The organism is Streptomyces sp. NPDC026301, assembly GCF_055567935.1.
Genome location: NZ_JBVHPN010000005.1, coordinates 354,201 through 378,777 on the forward strand (window position 1 = coordinate 354,201; position 24,577 = coordinate 378,777).

The window sequence follows — 24,577 nt, forward strand, 5'->3', positions numbered from 1 at the left end:
CGTGTTTGCTACTCGTACTGTGTTTGCTACATGCGCTGCGTTTGCTACGTGTACGTACGAGTGTCCCCCGCCGTCCCCCGTGCGGGCGACCGCGCGGGCGGCCGGGCGGACGACCGGGCCGGCTCGCCGTCCGTCACGACAGCGACCAGCGCGGCCCCGACGGGGTGTCCTCGATGGCGAGGCCGGACTGCTGGAGCTGGTCGCGGATCGCGTCGGCGGTGGCGTAGTCCTTACGGGCGCGGGCCGCCTGCCGCTGGTCCAGGACCATGCGGACCAGGGAGTCGACGACGCCGTGCAGGTCCTCGCCGCGCTCCGAGCCGCCGCCGGACCACTGCTCGTCCAGCGGGTCCAGGCCCAGCACGCCGAGCATGGCACGGACCTCGGCCAGCCGGGCGACGGCGGCTTCCTTGTCGTCGGCGGTCAGCGCGGAGTTGCCCTGGCGGACGGTCGTGTGCACGATCGCCAGCGCCTGCGGCACCCCGAGGTCGTCGTCCATCGCCTCGGCGAAGGCCAGCGGCACCTCGTCGGCGGGCTCGACCGGACCGGCCTTCTCCACGACGCGCTGAACGAAACCCTCGATGCGCGCGAACGCGGACTCGGCCTCGCGCAGCGCTTCCTCGCTGTACTCGATCATCGAACGGTAGTGCGGAGTACCGAGGTAGTAGCGCAGCACGATGGGACGCCAGCGCTTGACCATCTCGGAGACGAGCACGGAGTTGCCCAGCGACTTGGACATCTTCTCGCCGCTCATCGTCACCCAGGCGTTGTGCGCCCAGTACCGCGCGAACGCGTCACCGAACGCCTTGGCCTGCGCGATCTCGTTCTCGTGGTGCGGGAAGACGAGGTCGACGCCGCCACCGTGGATGTCGAACTGCTCACCCAGGTACTTGTGGGCCATCGCCGAGCACTCCAGGTGCCAGCCGGGCCGGCCGCGGCCCCAGGGGGTCTCCCAGCTGGGCTCCCCCTCCTTGGCCGCCTTCCACATCGCGAAGTCGCGCGGGTCACGCTTGCCGGTCTCGCCCTCGCCGGACGGCTGCAGCAGCTTGTCCAGGTCCTGGCCGGACAGCTCCAGATAGCCGGGGAAGGAGCGCACGTCGAAATAGACGTTGCCATCGGCGGCGTAGGCGTGGCCACGCTCGATCAGGCCGCGCATCATTTCGATCATCTCGGGGATGTGGCCGGTCGCACGCGGCTCGTACGTCGGCCGCAGGCAGCCGAGGGTGTCGTACGCGGTGTTGAACGCGACCTCGTTCTCGTACCCGATCGCCCACCAGGGGCGGCCCTGCTCGGCCGACTTCCTGATGATCTTGTCGTCGATGTCCGTGACGTTCCGGATGAACGTCACGTCGTAGCCGCGGTACTCGAACCAGCGGCGCATGATGTCGAAGTTCAGTCCCGACCGAATGTGCCCGATATGCGGGGCGGCCTGCACGGTCGCGCCACACAGGTAGATCGAGACGCAGCCCGGCGTGAGCGGGGAGAAGTCACGGATCTGCCGGGCGCTGGTGTCGTACAGGCGAATGGTCACGCATCAAGGGTAGACGGAACGAGGCAGTGCCCCGCGACCCGATGGCCCACGGGGACACAGAAGCGTGATATTCGCGGGTGTTCCACACCACTTCGGCACCCCTTCGGCACCACTTCGCGGTGGTACGCCCGGGGATGAGGGGGGGGGACGGGGGTGGGGCGGACGGGGATACGGGTTGTACGCCTGCGGATGCCAGGCGGGGCGGGCGGGGTGCGAGCGGGCCGGTCAGAGACGCCCGACGACCTTCCGCGGGCTGACGCGGACGACCACGCGCGCGCCGTCCCGGCCGGCCCTCGGGTTGAACTCCGCGTACCGCTTGCCCGTGTACTTCACCGAGAGCTCGTCGAGCAGCTCCTGCGCGCCTTCGCCGGTGAGCTCCGCACTGCCGCGGATCTCCGCGTAGGCGTACGGATCGTCGGCGGGCTGGACGATGACGGTCACCCGGGGGTCGCGCCGCAGGTTCGCGGCCTTGCGGCGGTCCTCGGTCGTGGAGAACAGGAGGTCGTCGCCGTCCCGCTTGACCCACACCGGCGAGAGCTGCGGGCTGCCGTCGGGCTGGATGGTGGCCACGGTGACCAGGACCGGGGAGTCGAGGACCTTCTTGAGGGCCTCGGAGAGTTCGGCTGCCACGGCGGTTCCTTCCTGCGGAGCGTACGGAGCGGGACGCGGTCGAAGCGGTCGTACACGGGGCGAAGCGGGAGCGCGGGTGCGAAGCGGAGCAGGACGCGGACGGGTGCTGTTGCCGGGCCAACGTCCGTGCGGGGCGGGGAATTCCCCTGGGGCGCGGAATTCCCCCTGAGGAGCGGCGAGTTCGGGGCTGCGCCCGTATGTGCGCACCCTGGGGCCCCCACCCCGTCTGACGAATGACGGGTGGCGGGTGTTCGCGCCGAGCACGAGATTCACCCGCAGGGTGGAACGGGACGGCCGGGGGCGGGCGTACGCGAAGCCGGGCGGCGGGGGGCGGGCGTACGCGAAGCTGAGTGGCCGGGGGCGGGTGTATGCGAAACCGGGCGGTCGGGGCGTGGGCGGAACCGGGCGGCCGGGCCAGGTGGGCCGGAGGCCGAAACGGGGAACCGGACGGCCGGATCCAGGCGGAACCGGGCACCGAGGCCGAGGTGGGACCGGGCGGCCCGGCCGAGGCGGCACCGGAGGCCCGGCCGAGGCGGCGGGCCGAAGCGAACCCGGAGGCCCGGCCAAAACCGGTGGCCCGGCCGAGGCGGCGGGTCGAGGTGAAACCCGAAGCCCGGACCGAGGCGGCGGGTCGAAGCGAGCCCGGAGGCCCGGCCGAAACCGGAGCCCCGGCCGAAACCGGGTCAGCCGGCTCGTGGGGCCGGGCCGTCGGGGGTTATGCCGTGCGGATCACCAGGGCCGTGGCCAGGGCGGCCAGGCCTTCTGCTCGGCCGGTGAGGCCGAGGCCGTCGGTGGTGGTGCCGGAGACCGCGACGGGCGCGCCGGCCGCGGCCGAGAGCGCCTTCTGGGCCTCCTCGCGGCGCTTGCCGACCTTCGGGCGTACGCCGATGACCTGGACGGCGATGTTGCCGATCTCGAAGCCCTCGGCCCGGACGATGCGGGCGGCCTCGGCGAGCAGCGTCACGCCGGAGGCGCCGGACCACTCGGGGCGGCTCGTACCGAAGTGCGCGCCGAGGTCGCCGATGCCGGCCGCGGAGAAGAGCGCGTCGCAGGCGGCGTGCGCGGCCACGTCGCCGTCGCTGTGCCCGGCGAGGCCGTAGCCGCCGCTGGCCGCCTCGTCCCACAGGAGCCCGGCGCACCACAGCTCACGCCCCTGCTCAAAGGCGTGTACGTCCGTCCCGATCCCCACCTGGGGCAACGCGACCATGAAATTTTCCTCCCTGCGAGTGAACATCGAACCGCGCGAGAACTCCGCCCCGCCCCCGCTCGTCGGACGGGTAGGGGGCCACCCCCACCGCCCCCGTATACGCCCCGCCCCCACCCCAAACCCCAAGCCGTCCACAGAACAGCCACCGGAGAAGGACCCGTCAGGCGCCCCCGTCCCTCCGGCCTACCCGTCCCTCAGGCGTACCCGTCCGTCACGCGCCTGCGCGCCAGTACCGCCTCGGCGAGTACCAGGTCCAGCGGGCGGGTGACCTTGAACGCCTCTTCGTGGCCGGGTACGACCACGACCGGCGCGCCGAGCCGTTCGACCATGCCGGCGTCGTCCGTGGCACCCTCGCCGTCGAAGGTCACGGTCGTGTGGGCCTTGACCAGGGTGTCGCGGTCGAAGCCCTGCGGGGTCTGTACGGCGCGCAGCCGGGCGCGCTCCGGTGTGCCCACCACCGGCTCGGATCCGCCGTCGGGATCCGGCCGTACTTCCTTCACGGTGTCGGCGAGCGGCAGCGCCGGTACGACGGCGGGCGCGCCGCCCCGTACGGCGTTGATCACGGTGTCGACGGTGTCCACCGGCACGAGGGGCCGCGCCGCGTCGTGGACGAGGACCACGTCGACGTCGTCGGGCAGCGCCTGCAGGCCGCGGCTCACGGACTGCTGGCGGGTGTCGCCGCCGGGGACGACCAGCAGCTCGGTGCGCTCGGGGAACGGGTGGCTGTCCAGCAGAGCACGTACTTCGGGCGCGCCGTCGGGCGGCGCGACCACGACGACGAGCGAGACGGCGCGGGACGCCGCCATGGCCCGTACGGCGTGGATGAGCATGGGCGTGCCGCCCAGCGCGCGCAGCGCCTTGGGGGCGCCGGGGCCGAGGCGTACCCCGCGGCCGGCCGCGGGGATGACCGCCGCCGTGCGAAGTCGGCGGGAATCTTCAGACATCGGTTGCACTCCGTGAGCCGGGGGTCGCACCCCGAATTTCGAGCGGCAGGTTTGTTTACTCGGCCGAGGTGGGTATGGCCACACCGTGCCGGGCGCGACGCCCCGACCGGACCCTTCCGTGACGGCCGGTCGAGCCAGCTGCCCGGGCCCGGCACGTCAGTTCCTGGTTCGGCTCAGGGTATGGCCGCCGTGGCCGGCTTCTCGGCACGCCGGCCGTAGGGCACGCCCCGTAGGACCGTAGGCAGGCCCCGTAGGCACGCCAGGGGCTGGGGCAGCACACCAGGTACGTAGGCCATCGGGTACGCCTGTCATCAGATATGCCGCAGCGCCCGGCAACGGACTGCTTCCGCGAGGAAGCAATCGTCGCTCGGGCACCGCGGCATTTTCGTGCTGAGCACCACTGCTGAGCACCGCTGAGCGCGCTCCTTGTGCTGAGCGCCTCATCGCGGGGCCTGCCACCGTGAGCGATCACTGTGGAAACCCGGCAGCGGCGGGCGTCAGGACGCGAGGACCTCGTCGAGCAGAGCCTCGGCCTTGTCTTCGTTCGTGTTCTCCGCGAGGGCGAGCTCGCTCACCAGGATCTGGCGGGCCTTGGCGAGCATTCGCTTCTCACCTGCGGAGAGTCCGCGCTCACGCTCACGGCGCCACAGGTCGCGAACCACCTCGGCGACCTTGATCACGTCGCCGGAGGCGAGCTTTTCGAGATTTGCCTTGTAGCGACGGGACCAGTTCGTCGGCTCTTCGGCATATGGTGCGCGAAGCACCTCGAAGACCCGGTCGAGCCCGTCCTGGCCGACCACATCGCGTACACCGACGAACTCCGCATTGTCCGCTGGCACACGAACCGTCAGATCGCCCTGGGCGACCTTCAGCACCAAGTAGGTCTTGTCCACGCCTTTGATCTGGCGAGTTTCGATGGCCTCGATCAGCGCGGCCCCGTGATGGGGATAGACCACGGTGTCGCCAACCTTGAACGTCATGTGACAGGTACCCCTTCCGTGGCTATCCATCCTAACACGGGAACGGTCCGTTCTGAATGGCGTTTTCGCAGGTCAGGGCGCATCTCGGGGCTTGACAACGACGGTCGTGACGTGCATCGACCGCCCAATGGAAGTAGGTATGCGCAGGTCGGAGGCGCTTCTTGAGCGGAGCGAAACGCGTACGTTACAGCTCCCGAAGAGCCCGATCGACAGGACGAACGTCCCGGTTTGCCGGGATCCGGATGGCGTGCTTCCACTACTCCGTTCGGTCACTCCCGATCACTCCTGCCCGAATCGAGAATTGATCACCCCGTCACCCGGCCGGGCGTACCGGACATGATCAATTCGTGTGACGCGGCGCATTCCTTTGCCATTGCCGCTATTCCTCTCGGCGGCTCCGGTGGATTCTCCCGCGGCGATCACTCGAACGGACGTGAGGTGAATTCTTCCGGCAGTTCTCGTGAGGGCTGCGGCAAGCCGGCCGGGCACGCACGGGAGGGGCCGCCGGCAGCGGCGTCGGGAGCGTTCCGGGCGGCCGCTCGTGATCATGTGACCGGCGCGCGATCGGCACGTGATCGCGCAGGGGGCGGGTCGGGTGCGGCGGCGGAAGGGCGGCTCGGTAACCTAGCGGCGCTGACACACCCTTAGGGCGGCTTTACGTACGGCGCCGACGCGCGGCGTACGGAACGGCCGCCCAGCCGTCCACCCCGCGACCGGGCATGCCCGTTCGGCCGCCGAAGCTCGTCCTAGGAGATGCCGCCGCCGTGAGCCGCAGCCTTCGACGCGGCGCCCTCGCCGCCACCGTCCTCACGCTCTCGATCGCCTCGCTCTCCGCGTGCGCGGCCGGGAACGATGCCGCGACGCTGCAAGTCAAGCCGGACAACGCCGCCACTTCCGTCGGCGACATCAAGATCCAGAACGCCATCGTGATCACCCAGCCGAAGCCGGACGCCAAGGGCCCGGCAGCGGTGTCCGCGACGCTGTTCAACGGCGGTACGAAGGACCAGACGCTGGACTCCGTCACGGTCGACGGCAGCGGCCAGCAGGCCGAGCTGAAGCCCGCCAAGGGCTCCGGCAAGATCACCGTGCCGGCCGGCGGTTCCCTCGTCATCGGCGGCAAGGGCAACGCCTCGGCCACCCTGTCCAGCGGCCGCGAGGCCGTCCAGGACGGCAACGCGCAGAAGGTGACCTTCGACTTCAGCCGCACCGGCAAGGTGACGCTGCGGGCGTACGTCGTCCCGGCGAAGAGCTACTTCAAGGACTACGGGCCGAGCGAGGTGCCGCAGCCGTCGGCGTCCGCGTCCGCCTCGGAGTCGGCCTCGCCTTCGGCCTCGGAATCCGCGCACGGCGGCCACTGAGGTATGCCCCCGCCCGCTCTGCCGCTTCGGCGGCGGGGCGGGCGTTCGGGCACATGGAGGCGTCCGTGCGGGCGTCGTAGCGGCCGTCCGCGTACGCGAAAGCGCCCCGCCCGTGGTGGGCAGGGCACGTGGCGCGGACATCTCGCCGCCTGGACTGCTCGCGCAGTTCCCCGCGCCCCTGAAGGCGCGCCGGTCGGCCTACGGCTCGAACTTGTACCCGAGGCCGCGGACCGTGACCAGATAGCGCGGCGCGCCCGGGTCCGGCTCGATCTTGGCGCGCAGGCGCTTGACGTGGACGTCGAGGGTCTTGGTGTCGCCCACGTAGTCGGCGCCCCAGACGCGGTCGATCAGCTGCATACGGGTGAGGACCCGGCCGGCGTTGCGCAGCAGCATCTCCAGCAGGTCGAACTCCTTGAGCGGGAGGTCGACCTTGCCGCCGGAGACCGTGACGACGTGCCGGTCCACGTCCATGCGGACCGGGCCGGCCTCCAGGGCCTGCGGGGTGACCTCCTCCGGCTCGCCGCGGCGGCGCAGGACCGCGCGGATGCGGGCGACCAGCTCCCGCGAGGAGAACGGCTTGGTGACGTAGTCGTCGGCTCCTATCTCCAGGCCGACGACCTTGTCGATCTCACTGTCCTTGGCGGTCACCATGATCACCGGGACGTTGGAGCGGCCGCGCAGCTGGCGGCAGACCTCCGTACCGGGCAGGCCGGGCAGCATCAGGTCGAGCAGGACCAGGTCGGCGCCGTTGCGCTCGAACTCGTCCAGTCCGTCGGGGCCGGTCGCGGCGATCGCGACCTCGAAGCCCTCCTTGCGGAGCATGTACGACAGGGCGTCGCTGAAGGACTCCTCATCCTCGACGACGAGCACTCGGGTCACGGAAGGACCTCCGGGGCAGGGTAGGGCGCGCGTAGCGCTTCCGGGGAAGTGTGGTGGTGGGTGTCGGCCGGGCCGTTGAAGGTGTCGTACGGACCGTCCTCGCCATCGAGGTCGTCCGGGTCTGCTGCGGCGCCGTCCCGTTGGGTGTCGCGGTCACGGACCGCGCCGGCTTCCGGGAGCCGCAAGGTGAAGGTGGAGCCCTGTCCTTCGGCGCTCCATACCGTGACCTCCCCGCCGTGCGAGGCGGCCACATGCTTGACGATGGCGAGACCGAGTCCGGTGCCGCCGGTGGCGCGGGAGCGCGCCGGGTCGACGCGGTAGAACCGCTCGAAGATCCGGTCCCGGTCCTTCTCGGAGATGCCGATGCCCTGGTCGGTGACGGCTATCTCGATCATCGTGCCGCCGGACGCCGGGACACGGCGGCCGGCTATGCCGACGCGGGTCCGGGCCGGGGAGTAGTTGACGGCGTTCTCGACGAGGTTGCCGAGGGCGCCGGCGAGCTGGCTTCTGTTGCCCCATACGTGCAGGTCGGCGATGCCGCCGATGGCCATGGTGATCGACTTGCTGCTGGCCTGCTGGCGGCAGCGGTCCATGGCCTCCTCGACCAGCTCGTCCACGCGGACGGGCTCGGCGTCCTCCAGGGGGTTGTCGTTCTGCACCCGGGAGAGGTCGATGAGCTCCTGTACGAGGCTGGTCAGGCGGGTGGCCTCGGCCTGCATGCGGCCCGCGAAGCGGTTCACCGCCTCGGGGTCGTCGCTGGCGTCCATGACGGCCTCGGAGAGCAGGGAGAGCGCGCCGACCGGGGTCTTGAGCTCATGGCTGACGTTCGCCACGAAGTCGCGGCGGACCGCTTCGATGCGGCGGGCTTCGGTGAGGTCCTCGACCAGGAGCAGGACGAGCCGGGAGCCGAGCGGGGCGACCCGCGCGGAGACGGCGAGGGCGTCGCCGCGGCCGGTGCCGCGGCGCGGCAGGTCCAGCTCGACCTGGCGTATCTCCCCGTCCCTGCGGGTGTCGCGCGCCATCTGGAGCATGGGGTCGACGGCGAGCTTGCCGCCTCGTACGAGGCCCAGGGCATACGCGGCCGAGCTGGCCTTGACCACGCCGTCGGCCTCGTCCAGGACGACGGCGGAGGACCGCAGCACCGACAGGACGGTGTCCACGCCGGGGGGCAGGACGGCGTCGGTGTGCAGGGACGTACGCGTGGGCTTGGCCTGGTCCCGCTCGCTCCAGCGGAACGCCAGCATGGCGATCACGCCGGTACAACAACCGGCGATCGCTGCCACTGCGGCGATGGCCGCGTCCACGTTCATGAGTCCAGGTTATGCGCCGGTTGTGACAGTTCCCCAGCCGTCCGAGGGTCACCTCGGCCACTGGTTGCCGAGAGTTCACCTTCATGTCGGCACCGGTTCACTCCGGAGGGGCGAACCGGTCGCATCCGGGCTCGAACGTGGGAGCGTGGGGATCGTAGGCCCACACCACCAGGGGCGCAGCCCGGGCGACTACGCAGGGGCACCGGCCCGGGGGACTGATCACGGGCATCGCAGGCCCACATACGACTCGAACGACTCGATGCGAGAGAAGGTCACTGATGCGGGACGCGTACCACGAGGAGCTGGATTCGATCGGCGAAGGCCTGGTCGAGATGGCCAGGCTTGTCGGCTCCGCGATCGGGCGCGCCACCACGGCGATACTCGACGCGGATCTGAAGCTGGCGGAGAACGTGATCGCCGGCGACGAGAAGGTCGACGATCTGCAGCGCGACCTGGAGGCCCGGGCCATAGCCCTGCTGGCGCGCCAGCAGCCGGTCGCCACGGATCTGCGGATCGTCGTGACGTCGCTGCGGATGAGCGCGGACCTGGAGCGGTCCGGTGACCTGGCGCAGCACGTCGCGAAGCTGGCGCGGCTGCGGTTCCCGGAGACGGCGGTGCCCCGGGACCTGCACGCCACGATTCTGGAGATGGGGCAGCTGGCGCAGCGCCTGATGGCGAAGGCGGGCGAGGTCATCATCACGAAGGACGTCGATCTGGCGCTGCAGCTGGAGCAGGACGACGACGCGATGGACCTGCTGCACCGCGCGCTCTTCCAGCACCTGATGGACGACCGCTGGAAGCACGGCATCGAGACGGCGGTGGATGTCACGCTGCTGGGCCGTTACTACGAGCGGTTCGCCGATCACGCGGTATCGGTCGCCAAGCGCGTGGTGTACCTGGTCACGGGCGAGCACGCGGACGAGATCGCGCCGCCGACCGCGGTCGAGGGCGGCTGACGCGCCACCGCGTGCCACCGCGCGCGGTTGATGCGCCTCTTCACGCGGGCATGTCATGGGCAGCGGTACAGCACAGCCCGGTACGACCTCCCGATGACCCCCTCCAGAGGAGGCATTTCATGGCTGACTCCCCCACCCCTGTGACGACCGAGCGTCCCGCGGCCGACGACCGCCGCCCCCTGCTGCCCCTCGTGGCCGCCTGCGGCTGCGGCTCGGGCTGCGGCTGCGGCTGCCAGTCCGGCGGCCCGTGCAGCTGCGGCGGCAACTGCGGCTGAGGCAACAACCGCGACCGCACGACCGAGGGGCCCCGGCCGGCACCGCCGACCGGGGCCCCTCGATGTGCGGGCGCACGGCCCGGAGTCCCTAGTCCTGCGCCCACCGGAAGGGCATGGGGGCGCCCTGCGGAATCACCCACGGGTCGGGGTACCGGGCCCGGCAGCCGGTGCAGCGAGCGACGAACGGGCCGACGTCCGGGTGGGTGAGCACGCTGTAGTGGCTCGAAACCACAGCCGGGAGCGTGTAGCCATTCGCCGTCGTCTCCAGGCCGGGCCACGGGGGAGAGCACAGGCAGGGTCGTTCCGCCGCGTACGCTCCGTCGGCGGTCTTCGCCGTGCGCTTGAAGAGGTTGGCGAATGTCTCACGTATGGCCACAGGGTGCTCACATTTCGACGCAGGTGAACCAGGGGCACGGAGACTACCGCGACGCTGCCGGCCCAACGCCGGCCCCAGAGCGGCAGCAAGCCCCCCCCCACCCGCGGAAAAACCGCAGGCAGGGGGCCTGGCGTCGGAGAAGGCTCGGGCTTACTTCTTCTTGCCCTGGTTCTTGACCGCCTCGATGGCGGCCTTGGCGGCCTCCGGGTCGAGGTAGGTGCCGCCCGGGTTGAGGGGCTTGAAGTCGGCGTCGAGCTCGTAGGTGAGCGGGATGCCGGTGGGGATGTTCAGGCCGGCGATGTCCGCGTCGGAGATGCCGTCGAGGTGCTTGACCAGCGCACGGAGGCTGTTGCCGTGGGCGGCGACCAGGACGGTGCGGCCGGTGAGCAGGTCCGGGACGATGCCGTCGAACCAGTACGGGAGCATCCGGACGACGACGTCCTTCAGGCACTCGGTCTGCGGGCGCAGCTCCGGGGGGAGCGTGGCGTAGCGCGCGTCGGAGAACTGCGAGTACTCGGCGTCACGGTCGAGCGCCGGCGGCGGGGTGTCGTACGAGCGGCGCCAGAGCATGAACTGCTCCTCGCCGAACTCGGCGAGGGTCTGGGCCTTGTCCTTGCCCTGCAGCGCGCCGTAGTGCCGCTCGTTCAGGCGCCAGCTGCGGTGGACCGGGATCCAGTGACGGTCGGCGGCCTCCAGGGCCAGCTGCGCGGTGCGGATGGCGCGCTTCTGGAGGGAGGTGTGCACGACGTCGGGGAGCAGGCCGGCGTCCTTGAGCAGCTCACCGCCGCGGACCGCCTCCTTCTCGCCCTTCTCGTTCAGGTTGACGTCCACCCAGCCGGTGAACAGGTTCTTCGCGTTCCACTCGCTCTCGCCGTGGCGGAGGAGGATGAGCTTGTACGGTGCGTCGGCCATGTCTTTGAGACTAATCGAAAACGGTGACAGGCCAGGCAGGGGGCCGATGTGTGGACTCCGGGGCGCTCGTCTGTGCCGGGGCGATGACGTTTGACGGTTCGCGTCAATTCAATGGCGTGAGGTGACCTGCGTCTATAGCTTCCCCTTGGCGGTTGCGCCACTTACGTCGGTTCTTTGGGGGAGGCACGGTGAGACGAGCCGTCGTCGCGAGCGTGTCGGGGCTGCCGCGGCAGTTCTGGTGGCTGTGGACGAGCACGCTGATCAACCGCCTGGGGGCGTTCGTCGCCACGTTCCTGGCGCTGTACCTCACGGTGGAGCGGGGGTACTCGGCGTCGTACGCGGGGCTGGTCGGCGCGCTGTACGGACTGGGCGGGGTGGTCTCCTCGGTGGTGGCCGGGGTGCTGACCGACCGGCTCGGGCGGCGGCCCACGATGCTGATCGCACAGCTGGCGACCGCGGTCTCGGTGGCGCTGCTGGGGTTCATGGAGGACCCGGTGGCCATCGCGGCGGTGGCCGGCGTGGTGGGCATGGCGAGCAACGGCTCGCGGCCCGCGGTGCAGGCGATGATGGCGGACATCGTGGCGCCGGAGGACCGGGTGCGGGCCTTCGCGCTCAATTACTGGGCCTTGAACATGGGCTTCGCGATTTCCTCGTCGCTGGCCGGGCTGCTCGCCCAGTACGGCTATCTGCTGCTCTTCCTCGGCGAGTCGGCGCTGGTGCTGGCCTGCGCGGTGGTGGTCTTCGTGAAGCTGCCCGAGTCCCGGCCGGTGGCGGCGGAGGCGGCGGAGGCCGGTACGGCGGAGGAGCCCGTACGGCGGGTTTCCATGCTGACCGTGCTGCGGGACGGGCGGTTCATGACCGTCGTCGGCCTGAACCTGCTGCTCGCGCTGCTCTTCCAGCAGGCGTACGTGTCGCTGCCGGTGACCATGGGCCGGGCGGGCTTCAGCAGCACGGACTTCGGGCTGGTGATCGCCACGAACGGCGTGCTGATCGTGCTGTTGCAGATCCCCGTGACCCGCTTCATCGAGCACCGCAGCCCGGCGGCGCTGCTGATCGGCTCGGCGCTGCTGACCGGTTACGGCTTCGGGCTGACGGCGTTCGCCGGTTCGGTGGCGCTGTTCGCGGTGTCCGTCGCCGTCTGGACGCTGGGCGAGATCATCAACTCGCCCACGCAGATGGGGCTGGTGGTCCGGCTCTCGCCCACCCATGGCCGCGGCCGCTACCAAGGCATGTACGCGCTGTCCTGGTCGGTGGCCTCGCTGGCCGCCCCGCTGCTCGGCGGCACGGTCATCGACCGCTACGGCCCGGCCACCCTCTGGTCCGGCAGCGCGGTGATCGGGACGGTGGCCGCGCTCGGTTACGGGCTGCTGCTGCGGCGGATGAACACCGAGGAGCGGGCGGCGCGTACGCCGGCTCCGGAACCCGCGCCGATATCGGACCCGGCTCCGGAACCCGGATCGGTATCCGACCGGGTTCCGGAATCCGCGCCCGTCATGGACGCAGCCGGCGCTGTGCCTCGTACAGATTCCGTGGCCTGACCGTTCCGGGGCGGCCGTACGCCATCAGCCTGCTGTGCAGGTCGCCCGTGAAGTCCGGCTGGTCGGTCTGGTCGAACTCGCGGACCTCGGAGATGCCCGCGGTGACGCTGTACGGGGCCAGGCCGTCGATCCGCACCATGCCGGCCCGGCCGTTGGTGACGCGGACGTTCCAGTGCGTGAAGCGGGCCCCGAAGAGCGGCCCCGCACGCATGTCGCCGCCGTGCCGGCCGTTGTTGTTCAGCACGATGTCGGTACGGACGTTGGCGAACGGCATGCCCCGGTGGGAGTCGAACGTACCCATCTCCATCCGGCCGCGCGACCAGACGTTGTAGCTGGAGAGTCCTTCGACGTTGATGCCGTGCAGCTGCGTGCCGGGCGGCGTGGGCACGGTGCGCTGTTCGATGGTGAAGTCCTCGAAGAGGTTGTCGTGCGAGCCCTCGCGGCAGTAGTACGGGTGGTGCGAACCGCGGCCCGCGACACGGGTGTTGCTGATCGTGCAGGCGGAGGCGGCGGTCATCCCGAAGCCGTTGTCGACGTGGCGCGCGACGACGTCCCGCACCCAGCAGTCGTACGCGCACTGCAGGGTGAGGGCGTTGTACCCCTTGTCGTGCAGGTGCGGTGACTGCGGCGTCTCGACCGCTTCGATCGTCAGGCCCTCGACGCCGGCGCCGACGAGCGCGGGGACGTGGGTGGTGAGCCGCGGGTCCCACTCCGGGCGCACGTCGAGCGGCAGCGGGCGCTCAAGGGTGACCGAGCGCCCCTTGATACGGACGATGCGCACGGGCCACTCGTACGGGACGTAGCTGGTGAGTTTGACCTTGTCGTGCCAGGTGTACGCGGCGGGGCCCGGACCGTCGCCCGCGATGTGCTGGAGGAGGGTGTGGCCCTTGTCGTCGGCCAGGCGGAGGAGGACGAGGGCGCCGGGGCTCAGGCGCGAGGCGTCGGCGACCGTGACGGTGCGGTCGCCGCGGCGCGCGGGGCGTACGGCGGTGAGCGTGCGCCACTCGTCGCGCCGGTTGCCCGTCCACCCCTCGAACGGCCAGTCCCGCTTCCTGATCGCCGCGACCAGGGAGTCCCAACGGGCCGTCGGGCAGAGCCAGATGAGGCCGCCGGTCCAGGACCAGGCGGTTTTGTCGCCGCCGTACCGGCTGCCGTACGGGCCGATGAGCTCGGTCAGGTGCTTGGTGGCGAGCAGCTTGGTACGGCCGCTGCCGGCACCGCGCAGCACCACGTGATCGTGGCCGATGCGGACGATGCCGTCGATGCGGAAGGTGCCGGGCGGGAGGGTGACGACGCCGCCGCCGCGCCGGCCCGCTGCCTCGATGGCGCGGTTGAGGGCGGGGGCCGAGTCCTTGCTGCCGTCCGGGACGGCGCCGTGCTCCCGTACCGCGTCGATCACGGGCCCTTCGCCGGCGGTCCGGGGCCCGCGCCGGCTGCCGGCCCGGCCGACGTACGGGATCTGCGGATGCCGGAAGGGGCGGGCGGTGAACTCGTCCCAGAGTGCGTTGCGGTGACCGGAAGCGCCGGCCGGGAGGGCGGGCAGTACGGCGGCCGCCGTCACGGCGGTCGCGCTGCCCAGCACAGTGCGCCTGCTGATGTCCATGGGCCGCCTTCATGCAGGTGAAGAGGTGCATGGGAGAGACGGCGCGAGCATGGCACGCGCCCGCCGCACGGCGGAAGAGGACGCCGCGAAACGGGCCGGAAAGTGCTACTTGTCCCGGCTGGTCAGATGCGCGAACGCGTCGAGGTTACGGGTGGACTCGCCGCGCGCGACGCGCCACTCGTACTCCTTGCGGATCGCCGACGCGAAGCCCATCTCCAGCAGCGTGTTGAAGGAGCCGTCGGCGTTCTCCAGGACCGTGCCGAGGATCCGGTCCAGCTCCTCGGGGGTGACGGCCGCGAGCGGCAGCTTGCCGACGAGGTAGACGTCGCCGAGCTTGTCGATCGCGTAACCCACGCCGTACAGACGGGTGTTGCGCTCCAGCAGCCAGCGGTGCACCGCTTCGTGGTTCTCGTCCGGGCGGCGGACGACGAACGCGTTGACCGACAGCGAATGCCTGCCGACCAGCAGCGAACAGGTCGTGGAGAGCTTGCGGGTGCCGGGCAGCTTCACGACATAACTGCCGGCCTCCGGGGACTCCCACTCCAGTCCGGCGTCGTTCAGCGTCTCCTCGACGACCTGCCGCGCGTCCGCGGCCCTGCTGTCCTCAGCCATGCAGTGATCGTAGGCGACGGCGCCGCTCCTGCATCGCGGCGGTGTACACGTCGGCGGTCGCGGCGGCCGCGGTGTCCCAGCCGAAGGAGCCGGCGTGCCGGGCGGCCGCCGCGCCCATCCGCGGCGTGAGCGAGGGGTCCTCGGCGAACCGGCGCAGCGCGCGGGCGTAGTCCACCGGGTCGTGCCCGTCGATCAGGAAGCCGCTGACGCCGTCCTTCACGGCCACCGGGAGGCCGCCGACCGAGGCCGCGATCACCGGCGTGCCGCAGGCCTCCGCCTCGATGGCCACCAGCCCGAAGGACTCGCTGTAGGACGGCATGACCAGCACGCTGGCCGCGCGGTACCAGTCCGCGAGCTGGTCCTGGCCGACCGGCGGCCGGAACCGCACCACGTCCGCGATGCCGAGCCGGGCGGCCAGCTTCTGCAGGCCCTCGGGCTTGGCCAGGCCGCTGCCGCTCGGGCCGCCGACGACAGGGACGACGATCCGGGAGCGCAGCGAGGGGTCCTGGTCCAGCAGGACCGCGACCGCGCGCAGCAGGATGTCGGGGGCCTTCAGTGGCTGGATGCGGCCCGCGAAGAGCGGGATCAGCGCGTCCTGGGGCAGGCCGAGACGGTGCCGGGCCGCGGCCCGCGCGTCGGCGGCGCCGCTGCCGGTCACGCCGCTGCCGGTCACGCCGCTGCCCGTCGCGTCGCTGCCCGTCGCGTCGCTCGCCGGGCGGAAGCGGTCGAGGTTGACGCCGGGGTGCACGACCGCGACCTTGCCGGGCTCGGCCTCGTAGTGCCGGACGAGCTCACCGGCCTCTTCGGCGGTGTTGGCGATCAGCCGGTCCGAGGCGCGCACGATCTGCGTCTCACCGATGACGCGGGCGGCCGGCTCCGGGGTGTCGCCCGCCGCGAGCGCGGCGTTCTTGACCTTGGCCATCGTGTGCATGGCGTGCACGAGCGGGACGCCCCAGCGCTCGGCGGCGAGCCAGCCGACGTGGCCGGAGAGCCAGTAGTGCGAGTGCACCAGGTCGTAATGGCCGGGGCGGTGGCCGGCCCACGCCTGCATCACGCCGTGCGTGAAGGCGCACAGCTGGGCGGGCAGGTCCTCCTTGTTCAGGCCCTCGTACGGGCCCGCGTCCACGTGCCGTACGAGCACGCCGGGGGCCAGCTCGACGGAGGGCGGGAGGGCGCCGGTGGTGGCGCGGGTGAATATCTCGACCTCGATGTCGATCGCGGCGAGGCGCTTGGCGAGCTCGACGATGTAGACGTTCATGCCGCCCGCGTCGCCCGTGCCGGGCTGGTGCAGCGGGGAGGTGTGCACGCTCAGCATCGCCACCCGGCGCGGCTTGCGGGAGCCCCCCAGGCGCAGCCGGGCGGGGCCCGCGAACTGGCTCTGAGGACGGCCGCGGAGCCGGGACACATATTGGCTCACTGCGAGCTACCTCCCACAATCCGGCGGAAATCCGGCACAAAAACGCCTCTCCACCGGCCAACAACAGAGCCGGCCGTGCCATTTCCCGCCAGACGCCGCGCCGCCCCCTCTTTGCCAAAGCGTGACCCTAAGAGGCTCCCGGGCGGGCCGGCGCACAGCGGCGCATAAAGTCATCTCATGGCCCGCAGCTCCTCCCCTCCCCCGTCCGCACGCCCGGTCGGGAGCGCCACCCGCGGGACCACCAATCCGAACCGGCTGCGCCGCATGGACCGCTGGATCGCCGCCACGCACGGCGCGCAGCTGCGCCGCACCGCCGACCCGGTCGCCGTCGATCTCGGGTACGGCGCCGCGCCCTGGACCGCCGTGGAGCTGCTGGACCGGCTGCGCACGGCCCGCGCGGACGCGGCGGTGGTGGGCGTCGAGATCGATCCGGCGCGGGTCGCGGCGGCCCGGCCGTACGAGCGGGACGGGCTGGTCTTCCTGCACGGCGGCTTCGAGGTGCCGCTGCCGGGCGCCCCGGGCCGCTCCCCCGCGCTGATCCGGGCGGCGAACGTGCTGCGCCAGTACGACGAGGCCGAGGTGGCGACGGTCTGGGCGCGGCTGTGCGCCCGGCTGGCCCCGGGCGGCCTGCTGGTGGAGGGCACCTGCGACGAGATCGGGCGCCGGCACGTCTGGGTCGCGCTCGGCACCGAGGGCCCCCGCACGGTCACCTTCGCGGCCCGGCTCGCGTCCCTGGCCACCCCTTCCGACCTGGCCGAACGGCTCCCGAAGGCGCTCATCCACCGCAATGTGCCGGGCGAGCCGGTGCACGCCTTCCTGCGGGACTTCGACCGCGCCTGGGCGGCGGCAGCGCCCTACGGCGCGCTCGGCGCCCGCCAGCGCTGGATCCGCTCGGTCCGCGCCCTGCACGCCGCGGGCTGGCCCCTCGCCGACGGCCCCGGCCGCTGGCGCCTGGGCGAGGTCACGGTGCGCTGGGAGGCGCTGGCACCGCGGGGCGGGGCCTGAGCGGCGCGGGGACCGCTGGGCGGGGCCTGAGCGGCCGGGTCAGGCCGTACGGAGCGCCGCCAGGAACGCGTCGACCAGCGGCCGGTCCCGGGCCTGGGTGAGGCGGTCGCGGGCCTCGGCCGGGGAGAGCCAGGCCATCCGGTCGACCTCGTCGTTGGCGGCGAACGTCCCGCCGCACGCCTCGGCGGCCCAGTAGCGGACCTCCTTGGGGCGGCCGTTCACCTCGTAGTACGCGGTCGGCAGCTCGGGGCCCGGCCGGCAGTCCATGCCGGTCTCCTCCGCGACCTCGCGCACCGCCGCCGCCGGCGCCTCCTCGTCCCGCTTCAGCTTGCCCTTCGGCAGCGACCAGTCGTCGTACTTCGGCCGGTGCACCAGGGCGATCTCCAGCCCGCCCGTCCCCGGCGCCCGGCGCCACAGGACGCAGCCAGCCGCGCGGATCACCGTTCCGTTGTTCATCCGGTCCTCCAGGCGCGGGTGAAGGTGTAGCGGGCGGCCTCGACCTCGTGGCGCTGGTCGGCGTGGAGGATGCCGAGCGCGTACGCGGTGGCCGGGGCGATGCGCGGGGTGCGGGCCGCGGCGGCCGCGGCGGCCGCGGCCTCGGCCGCGTCGCGGTGCCGCTCCAGGGCGCGGGCCGCCTCCAGCAGCCGCAGGTCGGTGACGCCGCCGTCGGCGACCTCCTGCGCGTACCGGCTGTGCCGCAGCAGCAGCCGTACCTGGTGCCAGGCGGCATCCTGGCGGTCGTCGCCGGCCAGCGCGGCGGCGTTGTACGGGTGGCCGACGCGGGTCAGCGGCAGCGCGGCGACGGCCTCGGCGAGCCGGCGGTGCGCGTGGTCGGCCAGCGGCGGCAGCGCCTCGGTGGCGAGCCGGTCGGCGGCATTCTTGTCCAGCGGCGCTTCGGAGGCCAGTACCGCGACGGCGTCCGCGACGGCGTGGAAGCGCGAGGAGCCGAGCGCCTGGAGGGCCGCGGAGTGGGCGCGGGTGCGGGCCAGGGTCAGCTGCCGGTCCAGCAGCGCGCCGGCCCGCGCGGCCCCCGCAGCCGTGGTGGCGGCCGGGTCCTTGGGGTCGCGGGCGCCCTCCCTGGTCCCCGCGGTGCGGCTCTGCGACCGCTGCGGAGGCGGGGCGTCGCCCTCGGGGGCTCTGGCGGCGCCGGCCGCTTCTCTGGCGGCGCCGGACGGTTCGGCGGGGCCCGCGACCCGGTGCAGGGCGGCCAGCAGGCGGGCGAGCCGGTCGGCGTAGGCGTGCTCGCGGGCCAGGGTGCCCGATAGCCAGCCCAGTTCGGCGCGCAGCTGGTCGGCCCAGGCCTCGTCGGTCAGCGGCCGGAAGGTGTGCAGCGCGCCGCTGATCCTGCGGGCCGCGGCCCGCAGTTCCCGGGCCGCGTCGCCCGCGCCCCGCGCGTCCGAACCGCTCTCCCGGTGCAGCCGCAGGCTGCGCAGGAAGGCCGTCGACTCTTCGTGGAGGTAGGCGGAGAGCACCTCGCCGGCCGTCGCGCGGTCGGGCGCCGGGCCGGCCGCGTGGGCACCGGTCCGCTCGCGGGGCGGGGAGAGGTCAGGTCGCAGGGCCACGCCGGCGCCTCCGGGCGTCGATGAGCATTTCTTGTACGTTGCGCAGCGGGGTGCCGTCCGCGTCGGCGGCGTGCCGGGTCCAGTTGCCGTCCGGGCCGAGGTGCCAGGCGGAGGTGGTGTCCGACGTGCCGGTCCGCAGCAGGCGGTCGAGCGAGGCGCGGTGGCCCGGGTCGGTGACCCGTACCAGCGCCTCGATCCGCCGGTCGAGGTTGCGGTGCATCATGTCCGCGCTGCCCAGCCACACTTCGGGCTCCCCTCCGTTGCCGAAGGCGAACACCCGCGAGTGTTCGAGGAAGCGGCCCAGGACGCTGCGGACGCGGATGTTCTCGCTCAGGCCCGGCACGCCGGGCCGCAGTGCACAGATCCCGCGTACCCAGACGTCCACGGACACACCGGCCTGGGAGGCGCGGTACAGGGCGTCGATGACGGCCTCGTCCACCATCGAGTTGACCTTGATGCGGACGTACCCGGGGTGGCCCGCGCGCTGGTGCGCGATCTCCTTGGTGATGCGCTGGACCAGGCCGTCCCGCAGCGACTTGGGGGCGACGAGCAGCCGCCGGTAGGTCTCCCGGCGGGAGTAGCCGGAGAGCCGGTTGAACAGGTCGGAGAGGTCGGCGCCCACCTGCGGGTCGGCGGTCAGCAGCCCCAGGTCCTCGTAGAGCCGGGCGGTCTTCGGGTGGTAATTGCCGGTCCCCACATGGGAGTAGCGGCGCAGCATGTCGCCTTCCTGGCGGACGACCAGGGAGAGCTTGCAGTGCGTCTTGAGGCCGACCAGGCCGTAGACGACGTGGCAGCCGGCCTCCTCCAGCTTCCGCGCCCACTTGATGTTGGCCTGCTCGTCGAAGCGCGCCTTGATCTCGACGAGGACGAGGACCTGTTTGCCGGACTCGGCGGCGTCTATCAGGGCGTCGACGATCGGGGAGTCGCCGGAGGTCCGGTACAGCGTCTGCTTGATCGCGAGGACGTCCGGGTCGGCGGCGGCCTGCTCCAGGAACGCCTGGACGGAGGTGGAGAAGGAGTCGTACGGGTGGTGGAGGAGGACGTCGCGGGCGCGCAGCGCGGCGAAGATGTCGGGGGCCGAGGCGGATTCGACCTCGGCGAGGTCGCGGTGGGTTCCGGCGACGAACTTCGGGTACTTCAGCTCGGGCCGGTCCAGCGCGGAGATGCCGAAGAGGCCGGTCAGGTCCAGCGGGCCGGGCAGCGGGTAGACCTCGGCCTCGGAGATCTTCAGCTCCTGGACGAGCAGGTCCAGTACGGCCGGGTCGATGGACTCCTCGACCTCCAGCCGGACCGGCGGCCCGAAGCGGCGCCGCATCAGCTCCTTCTCCAAGGCCTTGAGGAGGTTCTCCGCGTCGTCCTCCTCGACCTCCAGGTCCTCGTTGCGGGTGACCCGGAACATGTGGTGCGCGCGCACCTCCATGCCCGGGAACAGCTCCTCCAGATGCGCCGCGATGACGTCCTCTATGGGGACGTAGCGCTGCGGTGACGCCTCCAGGAAGCGGGAGAGCAGCGGCGGGACCTTGACCCGGGCGAAGTGGTCGTGGCCGCTGACGGGGTTGCGGACGACCACGGCCAGGTTCAGGGAGAGGCCGGAGATGTACGGGAAGGGGTGGGCCGGGTCGACGGCCAGCGGGGTGAGGACGGGGAAGATCTGGTGGCGGAAGAGGGTGAACAGGCGGGCCTGTTCCTTCTCGGTCAGCTCCGGCCAGCGGATCAGGTGGATGCCGGCGCCGGCCAGCTCGGGGGCGATGTCCTGCTGATAGCAGGCGGCGTGCCGGGCCATGAGCTCGCGGGAGCGGGTCCAGATCAGGTCCAGCACCTCGCGGGGCTGGAGCCCGGAGGCGGAGCGGGTGGCGACGCCCGTGGCGATTCTGCGCTTGAGGCCCGCGACCCGGACCATGAAGAACTCGTCCAGGTTGGAGGCGAAGATCGCGAGGAACTTGGCGCGTTCCAGCAGCGGCGTGGCCGGGTCCTCGGCCAGCTCCAGTACCCGTTCGTTGAAGGCGAGCCAGCTGCGCTCGCGGTCCAGGAAGCGGCCGGCGGGCAGCTCCGCGCCGTCGTCGCCCAGGGCGCCGTCGACGTCGTACGCGTCGAGATCGGCGTCGAGGTCCGGTTCCAGCTCGGGCAGGGAGGCGGCCACGGTGTTCGGGCGGTGCGCGGCGATCGAACCGACCGAGGGCTGAGCCTGTGCGGACGGCGTCGGGGGCGTTACCGGGGCCTGGGCGCTGGTCTGCTGGTCCATGGCCTCATTCTTCCGCGCCCCCGGCGGGGAAGGCGCGTCGGGAGGCGGCGGGGCGGCTCGGAGCCTTCGGTCACCGGCCGGCTGCGCGGAGGGCTGCATTCAGTGATGCTCGCAAGCGAGTTTGAATCGCCGGTAACGCGGACATGGCGGACAGGCAAGCGGGGGGCTACCCGCAGGGGACGATCCGGTGCCGGGGGCGGAGGCGGCGGCGGGCGCTGAGCCCCGCCGCCACCTCATGACGGCCCGTCAACTCCGGCTCCGTTACCGGTTCAGAGCTCGGTGCGGTACATCAGGTCCGTCTCGTGCGTGACGAACCCGAGGCGTTCGTAGACCGTGACGGCCGGGACGTTGTCCGCGTCCACGTAGAGCATCGCCGTCGGCACGCCCTCGCCGGCCAGGTGCCGGAGCCCGATCGCGGTGAGCGCCTTGCCGAGCCCGCCGCCCTGCGCCTCGGGCCGGACCCCGACGACGTACACCTCGCCCAGGCCCTCCTCCGCGTGCTTCTTCGTCCAGTGGAAGCCGACGAGGACACTGTCCTTCTCGGCCAGGAAGAAGCCCTTGGGGTCGAACCACGGCTCGGCCTTGCGGTCGTCCAGGTCACGCTGGGTGAGCGAGCCCTGTTCGGGGTGGTGCGCGAAGGCCGCGGCGTTGGCGGCGAGCCAGGCCGCGTCGTCGGTGCCGGGCTGGAAGGTGCGGACGGTGACGCCGGCGGGCAGCACCGGCTCGGCCAGCTCCAGGTCGGCCAGCGGGCGGCGCATCTGGCGCAGCTCGCGGAAGAGGGTCAGGCCCAGGGTCTGCGCGAGGTGGCGGGCCGCGGGGTGGCCGCCGTGCGCCCACAACCGCAGCCGCCGCCCGGACTGCTCCAGCAGCGCGCTGCCGAGCCTGCGGCCCAGGCCGTTGCCGCGGAATTCGGGGTGCACGACCAGCTCGGCGGCGGGCGCCTCGACCGGGTCGGTGTCCTCCAGCTGCCCGTACCCGACGATGCGGTCGCCCTCGGCGCGCAGCAGTACGTGCCGCACGCCCTCCCGCCGTCCCCCGCGTACCTGCAGCCGTCCCTGCTCGGACACGGCCGGCTGGCCGTCCGTCCGTGCCGCCGTCTCGATCAGCTCCAGTACGGCACCGGCCACGTCCGGCGTGAGCGCTTCCCGTACCTGCATGTCCCGCCCGGCCGGGCCCGTTCCCTGTGCAGCGTCAGTCATGTCCCGAAGGGTACGGCGCGCGGCGGGGCCGGTGGCGACCGCCGTCGGGCGGCGGCCCGCTGTCGCCCCGGCGCAACCGCGCCTTAACCCGTCACCCCTGTTGCGCTACGCGCGTTGACCGTAGGCTTCCGGTCGCTCGACCACTCCTCATCCGCTGTCCACAAGGGGGACGATCGATGTCAGCTACTCCGCACCGGCGCCGCGTCGGGCGCCGTCTGGCGGCCGGAGCCGCGGTGCTGGCCGCCGCGGCCGGCGTCACCGCAGCGGCGCTGCCCGCCGGCGCCGGCACGCCCGACGGCCACGGCCACTCCTCGCGCACCGTCGACGTGCAGCTGCTCTCCTTCAACGACTTCCACGGCAATCTGGAGCCGCCGCAGGGCTCGTCCGGCACCGTGGAGGAGGAGCGGGCGGACGGCAGCAGAAAGAAGATCGAGGCCGGTGGCGTGGAGTACCTGGCGAACGCGCTGCGCACCGCGCGCCGGGGCCACTCGTACTCCGTCACCGCGGCCGCCGGCGACCTGGTCGGCGCGAGCCCGCTGCTCTCGGGCCTCTTCCACGACGAGCCGACCGTGGAGGCGATGAACAAGCTGAAGCTGGACGTGACCAGCGTCGGCAACCACGAGTTCGACGAGGGCCGCGCGGAGCTGGCGCGACTGCAGAACGGCGGCTGCCACCCGAAGGACGGCTGCTACGAGGACGGGCGGACATTCGAGGGCGCGGACTACCCGTACCTGGCCGCCAACGTCACCGACGAGAAGACCGGCAGGCCGATCCTGAAGCCGTACACGGTCTGGCGGCACAAGGGCGTCAAGATCGGCTTCATCGGGGTGACGCTGGAGGGCACGCCCGGCATCGTCAGCGCCGACGGGGTCAAGGGCCTGAAGTTCCACGACGAGGCCGAGACCATCGACAAGTACGCCAAGGTGCTGCAGAAGCAGGGCGTGAAGTCGATCGTCGCGCTGATCCACGAGGGCGGGGCGCCCGCGTCCACCGCGTACAACTACGACTGCGACAGCCCCGGCGCGGGTGACGGCATCTCCGGGCCCATCACGGAGATCGCCAAGAAGGTCACGCCGAAGGTCGACGCGCTGGTCACCGGGCACACCCACCAGGCGTACGCGTGCACGATCCCGGACCCGGCCGGGCAGCCGCGGATGGTCACCTCGGCGTCCTCCTTCGGCAAGCTCTACACCGACACCACGCTGACGTACGACCGGAAGACCCAGGACATCGTGCGCACGGCCGTGAAGTCGGCCAACCACGTCGTCGACCGCACCCAGCCCAAGGCGCCTGACCTGACCTCGCTGATCAAGCGCTGGGACAGGCTGGCCGCGCCGGTCGCGAACAAGCCGGTCGGCCACATCGCAGGCGACATCCCGGGCCGCGGCGCGAGCACCCCCGAGTCGCCGCTCGGCGACGTCATCGCCGACGCGCAGCTGGAGGCGACGGCGGACAGCGGCAAGGGCGGCGCGCAGCTGGCCCTGATGAACCCCGGCGGCGTCCGCTCCGACCTGGCCTTCAAGGCGTCGGGGAGCGAGGGCGACGGGGTGGTGACGTACGGCGAGGCGTTCACGGTGCAGCCGTTCACCAACATGACGAACGTGATCGGGCTGACCGGCGCGCAGCTGATCACCGCGCTGCAGCAGCAGGTCAGCGGCGCGAACGCGGCCTCCCCGAAGATCCTCCAGGTGTCCGAGGGCCTCACCTACACCCTGGACATGACCAAGTCGGGCGCGGACCGGGTGGTCAAGGACTCGGTGAAGCTCAACGGCGCGGCGATCGACCCGGCGAAGACCTACCGCGTCGCGCTGAACGAGTTCCTGGCGGGCGGCGGTGACGGCTTCGCCGCGTTCAAGGACGGCAAGGACAAGTTCGTCGGCCCGTCGGACCTGGACGCGTTCACCGCGTACCTGGGCGCGCACTCCTCGGCGTCCGGCCCGCTGGCCCCGCCGAAGGCGGACCGCATCACGGTCGTGAAGTAACCATCCAAATCCGCCTTTACCTCTAGTAAGACTTGCGTTCGATGGCCGTACGCATGGTGGGA

At 72.0% G+C, this 24,577-nt stretch carries 22 protein-coding genes; 6 read left to right on the top strand and 16 right to left on the bottom strand.

Annotation, left to right across the window (positions count from 1 at the left end; all coding sequences use genetic code 11):
- Nucleotides 1-133 precede the first annotated feature (133 nt).
- The 5 genes from cysS to ACZ4MH_RS11330 all read right to left on the bottom strand — a co-directional run bounded on the left by cysS (nt 134) and on the right by ACZ4MH_RS11330 (nt 5,289).
- Nucleotides 134-1,528: a cysteine--tRNA ligase gene (gene cysS / locus ACZ4MH_RS11310; protein WP_351599496.1), complete on the bottom strand. Its 1,395-nt coding sequence runs from the start codon at nt 1,526-1,528 to the stop codon at nt 134-136.
- 225 nt (nt 1,529-1,753) lie between these two features.
- Complete coding sequence (locus tag ACZ4MH_RS11315) at nt 1,754-2,158, bottom strand: PPOX class F420-dependent oxidoreductase (RefSeq protein ID WP_351599495.1); 405 nt, start codon at nt 2,156-2,158, stop codon at nt 1,754-1,756.
- Nucleotides 2,159-2,873: 715 nt separating this feature from the next.
- Complete coding sequence (gene ispF, locus ACZ4MH_RS11320; RefSeq protein WP_351599494.1) at nt 2,874-3,365, bottom strand: 2-C-methyl-D-erythritol 2,4-cyclodiphosphate synthase; 492 nt, start codon at nt 3,363-3,365, stop codon at nt 2,874-2,876.
- A 194-nt stretch (nt 3,366-3,559) separates the two neighbouring features.
- Nucleotides 3,560-4,309, bottom strand: a complete 750-nt coding sequence (gene ispD, locus ACZ4MH_RS11325; protein WP_351599493.1) for a 2-C-methyl-D-erythritol 4-phosphate cytidylyltransferase — start codon at nt 4,307-4,309, stop codon at nt 3,560-3,562.
- 497 nt (nt 4,310-4,806) lie between these two features.
- Nucleotides 4,807-5,289 (bottom strand): CarD family transcriptional regulator, encoded by a 483-nt coding sequence (locus ACZ4MH_RS11330; protein WP_003953493.1) that lies wholly within the window; start codon nt 5,287-5,289, stop codon nt 4,807-4,809.
- A gap of 764 nt (nt 5,290-6,053) precedes the next feature.
- On the opposite strand from ACZ4MH_RS11330, the gene ACZ4MH_RS11335 reads away from it, so the two are divergent.
- Nucleotides 6,054-6,647, top strand: a complete 594-nt coding sequence (locus ACZ4MH_RS11335; RefSeq protein WP_351599492.1) for a copper chaperone PCu(A)C domain-containing protein — start codon at nt 6,054-6,056, stop codon at nt 6,645-6,647.
- Nucleotides 6,648-6,845: 198 nt separating this feature from the next.
- Here the strand turns inward: ACZ4MH_RS11335 and phoP are convergent, their stop codons facing one another.
- Both phoP and phoR read right to left on the bottom strand, forming a co-directional pair.
- Entirely contained in the window at nt 6,846-7,517 is a 672-nt protein-coding gene (phoP, locus tag ACZ4MH_RS11340) for a two-component system response regulator PhoP (protein WP_465270440.1), read from the bottom strand.
- Between the two features lie 5 nt (nt 7,518-7,522).
- A complete protein-coding gene (gene phoR, locus ACZ4MH_RS11345; protein ID WP_351599491.1) occupies nt 7,523-8,836 on the bottom strand; it encodes a two-component system sensor histidine kinase PhoR in 1,314 nt (437 codons plus the stop codon).
- 278 nt (nt 8,837-9,114) lie between these two features.
- Between phoR and phoU the strand changes: the two genes are divergently transcribed.
- Both phoU and ACZ4MH_RS11355 read left to right on the top strand, forming a co-directional pair.
- The gene (phoU, locus tag ACZ4MH_RS11350; RefSeq protein WP_351599490.1) at nt 9,115-9,792 is read left to right on the top strand and encodes a phosphate signaling complex protein PhoU; all 678 of its coding nucleotides are present in this window, start codon (nt 9,115-9,117) and stop codon (nt 9,790-9,792) included.
- A 119-nt stretch (nt 9,793-9,911) separates the two neighbouring features.
- Complete coding sequence (locus ACZ4MH_RS11355; RefSeq protein WP_351599489.1) at nt 9,912-10,067, top strand: hypothetical protein; 156 nt, start codon at nt 9,912-9,914, stop codon at nt 10,065-10,067.
- A gap of 88 nt (nt 10,068-10,155) precedes the next feature.
- Here ACZ4MH_RS11355 and ACZ4MH_RS11360 read toward each other — a convergent pair whose 3' ends face one another.
- Both ACZ4MH_RS11360 and ACZ4MH_RS11365 read right to left on the bottom strand, forming a co-directional pair.
- Entirely contained in the window at nt 10,156-10,443 is a 288-nt protein-coding gene (locus ACZ4MH_RS11360; protein ID WP_351599488.1) for a hypothetical protein, read from the bottom strand.
- Nucleotides 10,444-10,593: 150 nt separating this feature from the next.
- The gene (locus tag ACZ4MH_RS11365; RefSeq protein ID WP_351599487.1) at nt 10,594-11,355 is read right to left on the bottom strand and encodes a phosphoglyceromutase; all 762 of its coding nucleotides are present in this window, start codon (nt 11,353-11,355) and stop codon (nt 10,594-10,596) included.
- Nucleotides 11,356-11,543: 188 nt separating this feature from the next.
- On the opposite strand from ACZ4MH_RS11365, the gene ACZ4MH_RS11370 reads away from it, so the two are divergent.
- The gene (locus ACZ4MH_RS11370) at nt 11,544-12,893 is read left to right on the top strand and encodes an MDR family MFS transporter (protein WP_351599486.1); all 1,350 of its coding nucleotides are present in this window, start codon (nt 11,544-11,546) and stop codon (nt 12,891-12,893) included.
- Here the strand turns inward: ACZ4MH_RS11370 and ACZ4MH_RS11375 are convergent.
- From ACZ4MH_RS11375 to ACZ4MH_RS11385, 3 genes are all read right to left on the bottom strand, one after another.
- The gene (locus ACZ4MH_RS11375) at nt 12,847-14,496 is read right to left on the bottom strand and encodes a glycosyl hydrolase family 28-related protein (RefSeq protein ID WP_351599485.1); all 1,650 of its coding nucleotides are present in this window, start codon (nt 14,494-14,496) and stop codon (nt 12,847-12,849) included. The genes ACZ4MH_RS11370 and ACZ4MH_RS11375 overlap by 47 nt on opposite strands.
- A gap of 105 nt (nt 14,497-14,601) precedes the next feature.
- A complete protein-coding gene (locus tag ACZ4MH_RS11380; protein WP_351599484.1) occupies nt 14,602-15,108 on the bottom strand; it encodes a type III secretion system chaperone family protein in 507 nt (168 codons plus the stop codon).
- Nucleotides 15,101-16,525 carry a glycosyltransferase gene (locus ACZ4MH_RS11385; protein ID WP_351599483.1) on the bottom strand — a complete coding sequence of 475 codons (1,425 nt, stop codon included), beginning with the start codon at nt 16,523-16,525 and terminating at the stop codon, nt 15,101-15,103. The genes ACZ4MH_RS11380 and ACZ4MH_RS11385 overlap by 8 nt, the downstream gene beginning before the upstream one ends.
- 177 nt (nt 16,526-16,702) lie before the next feature.
- Between ACZ4MH_RS11385 and ACZ4MH_RS11390 the strand changes: the two genes are divergently transcribed.
- Nucleotides 16,703-17,530 carry a class I SAM-dependent methyltransferase gene (locus ACZ4MH_RS11390; RefSeq protein ID WP_351599482.1) on the top strand — a complete coding sequence of 276 codons (828 nt, stop codon included), beginning with the start codon at nt 16,703-16,705 and terminating at the stop codon, nt 17,528-17,530.
- A 39-nt stretch (nt 17,531-17,569) separates the two neighbouring features.
- On the opposite strand, the gene ACZ4MH_RS11395 is transcribed toward ACZ4MH_RS11390, so the two are convergent.
- From ACZ4MH_RS11395 to mshD, 4 genes are all read right to left on the bottom strand, one after another.
- Nucleotides 17,570-17,986: an NUDIX hydrolase gene (locus tag ACZ4MH_RS11395; RefSeq protein WP_351599481.1), complete on the bottom strand. Its 417-nt coding sequence runs from the start codon at nt 17,984-17,986 to the stop codon at nt 17,570-17,572.
- Nucleotides 17,983-19,092, bottom strand: coding sequence for a CHAD domain-containing protein (locus ACZ4MH_RS11400; RefSeq protein WP_467754469.1), 1,110 nt, complete (start codon nt 19,090-19,092; stop codon nt 17,983-17,985). The genes ACZ4MH_RS11395 and ACZ4MH_RS11400 overlap by 4 nt, the downstream gene beginning before the upstream one ends.
- Complete coding sequence (locus tag ACZ4MH_RS11405; protein WP_351600550.1) at nt 19,076-21,334, bottom strand: RNA degradosome polyphosphate kinase; 2,259 nt, start codon at nt 21,332-21,334, stop codon at nt 19,076-19,078. Before ACZ4MH_RS11405 ends, ACZ4MH_RS11400 begins: the two co-directional genes overlap by 17 nt.
- A gap of 269 nt (nt 21,335-21,603) precedes the next feature.
- Complete coding sequence (gene mshD, locus ACZ4MH_RS11410; protein ID WP_351600548.1) at nt 21,604-22,533, bottom strand: mycothiol synthase; 930 nt, start codon at nt 22,531-22,533, stop codon at nt 21,604-21,606.
- A gap of 176 nt (nt 22,534-22,709) precedes the next feature.
- On the opposite strand from mshD, the gene ACZ4MH_RS11415 reads away from it, so the two are divergent.
- Nucleotides 22,710-24,515, top strand: coding sequence for a bifunctional metallophosphatase/5'-nucleotidase (locus ACZ4MH_RS11415; RefSeq protein WP_351600546.1), 1,806 nt, complete (start codon nt 22,710-22,712; stop codon nt 24,513-24,515).
- Nucleotides 24,516-24,577: the final 62 nt, after the last annotated feature.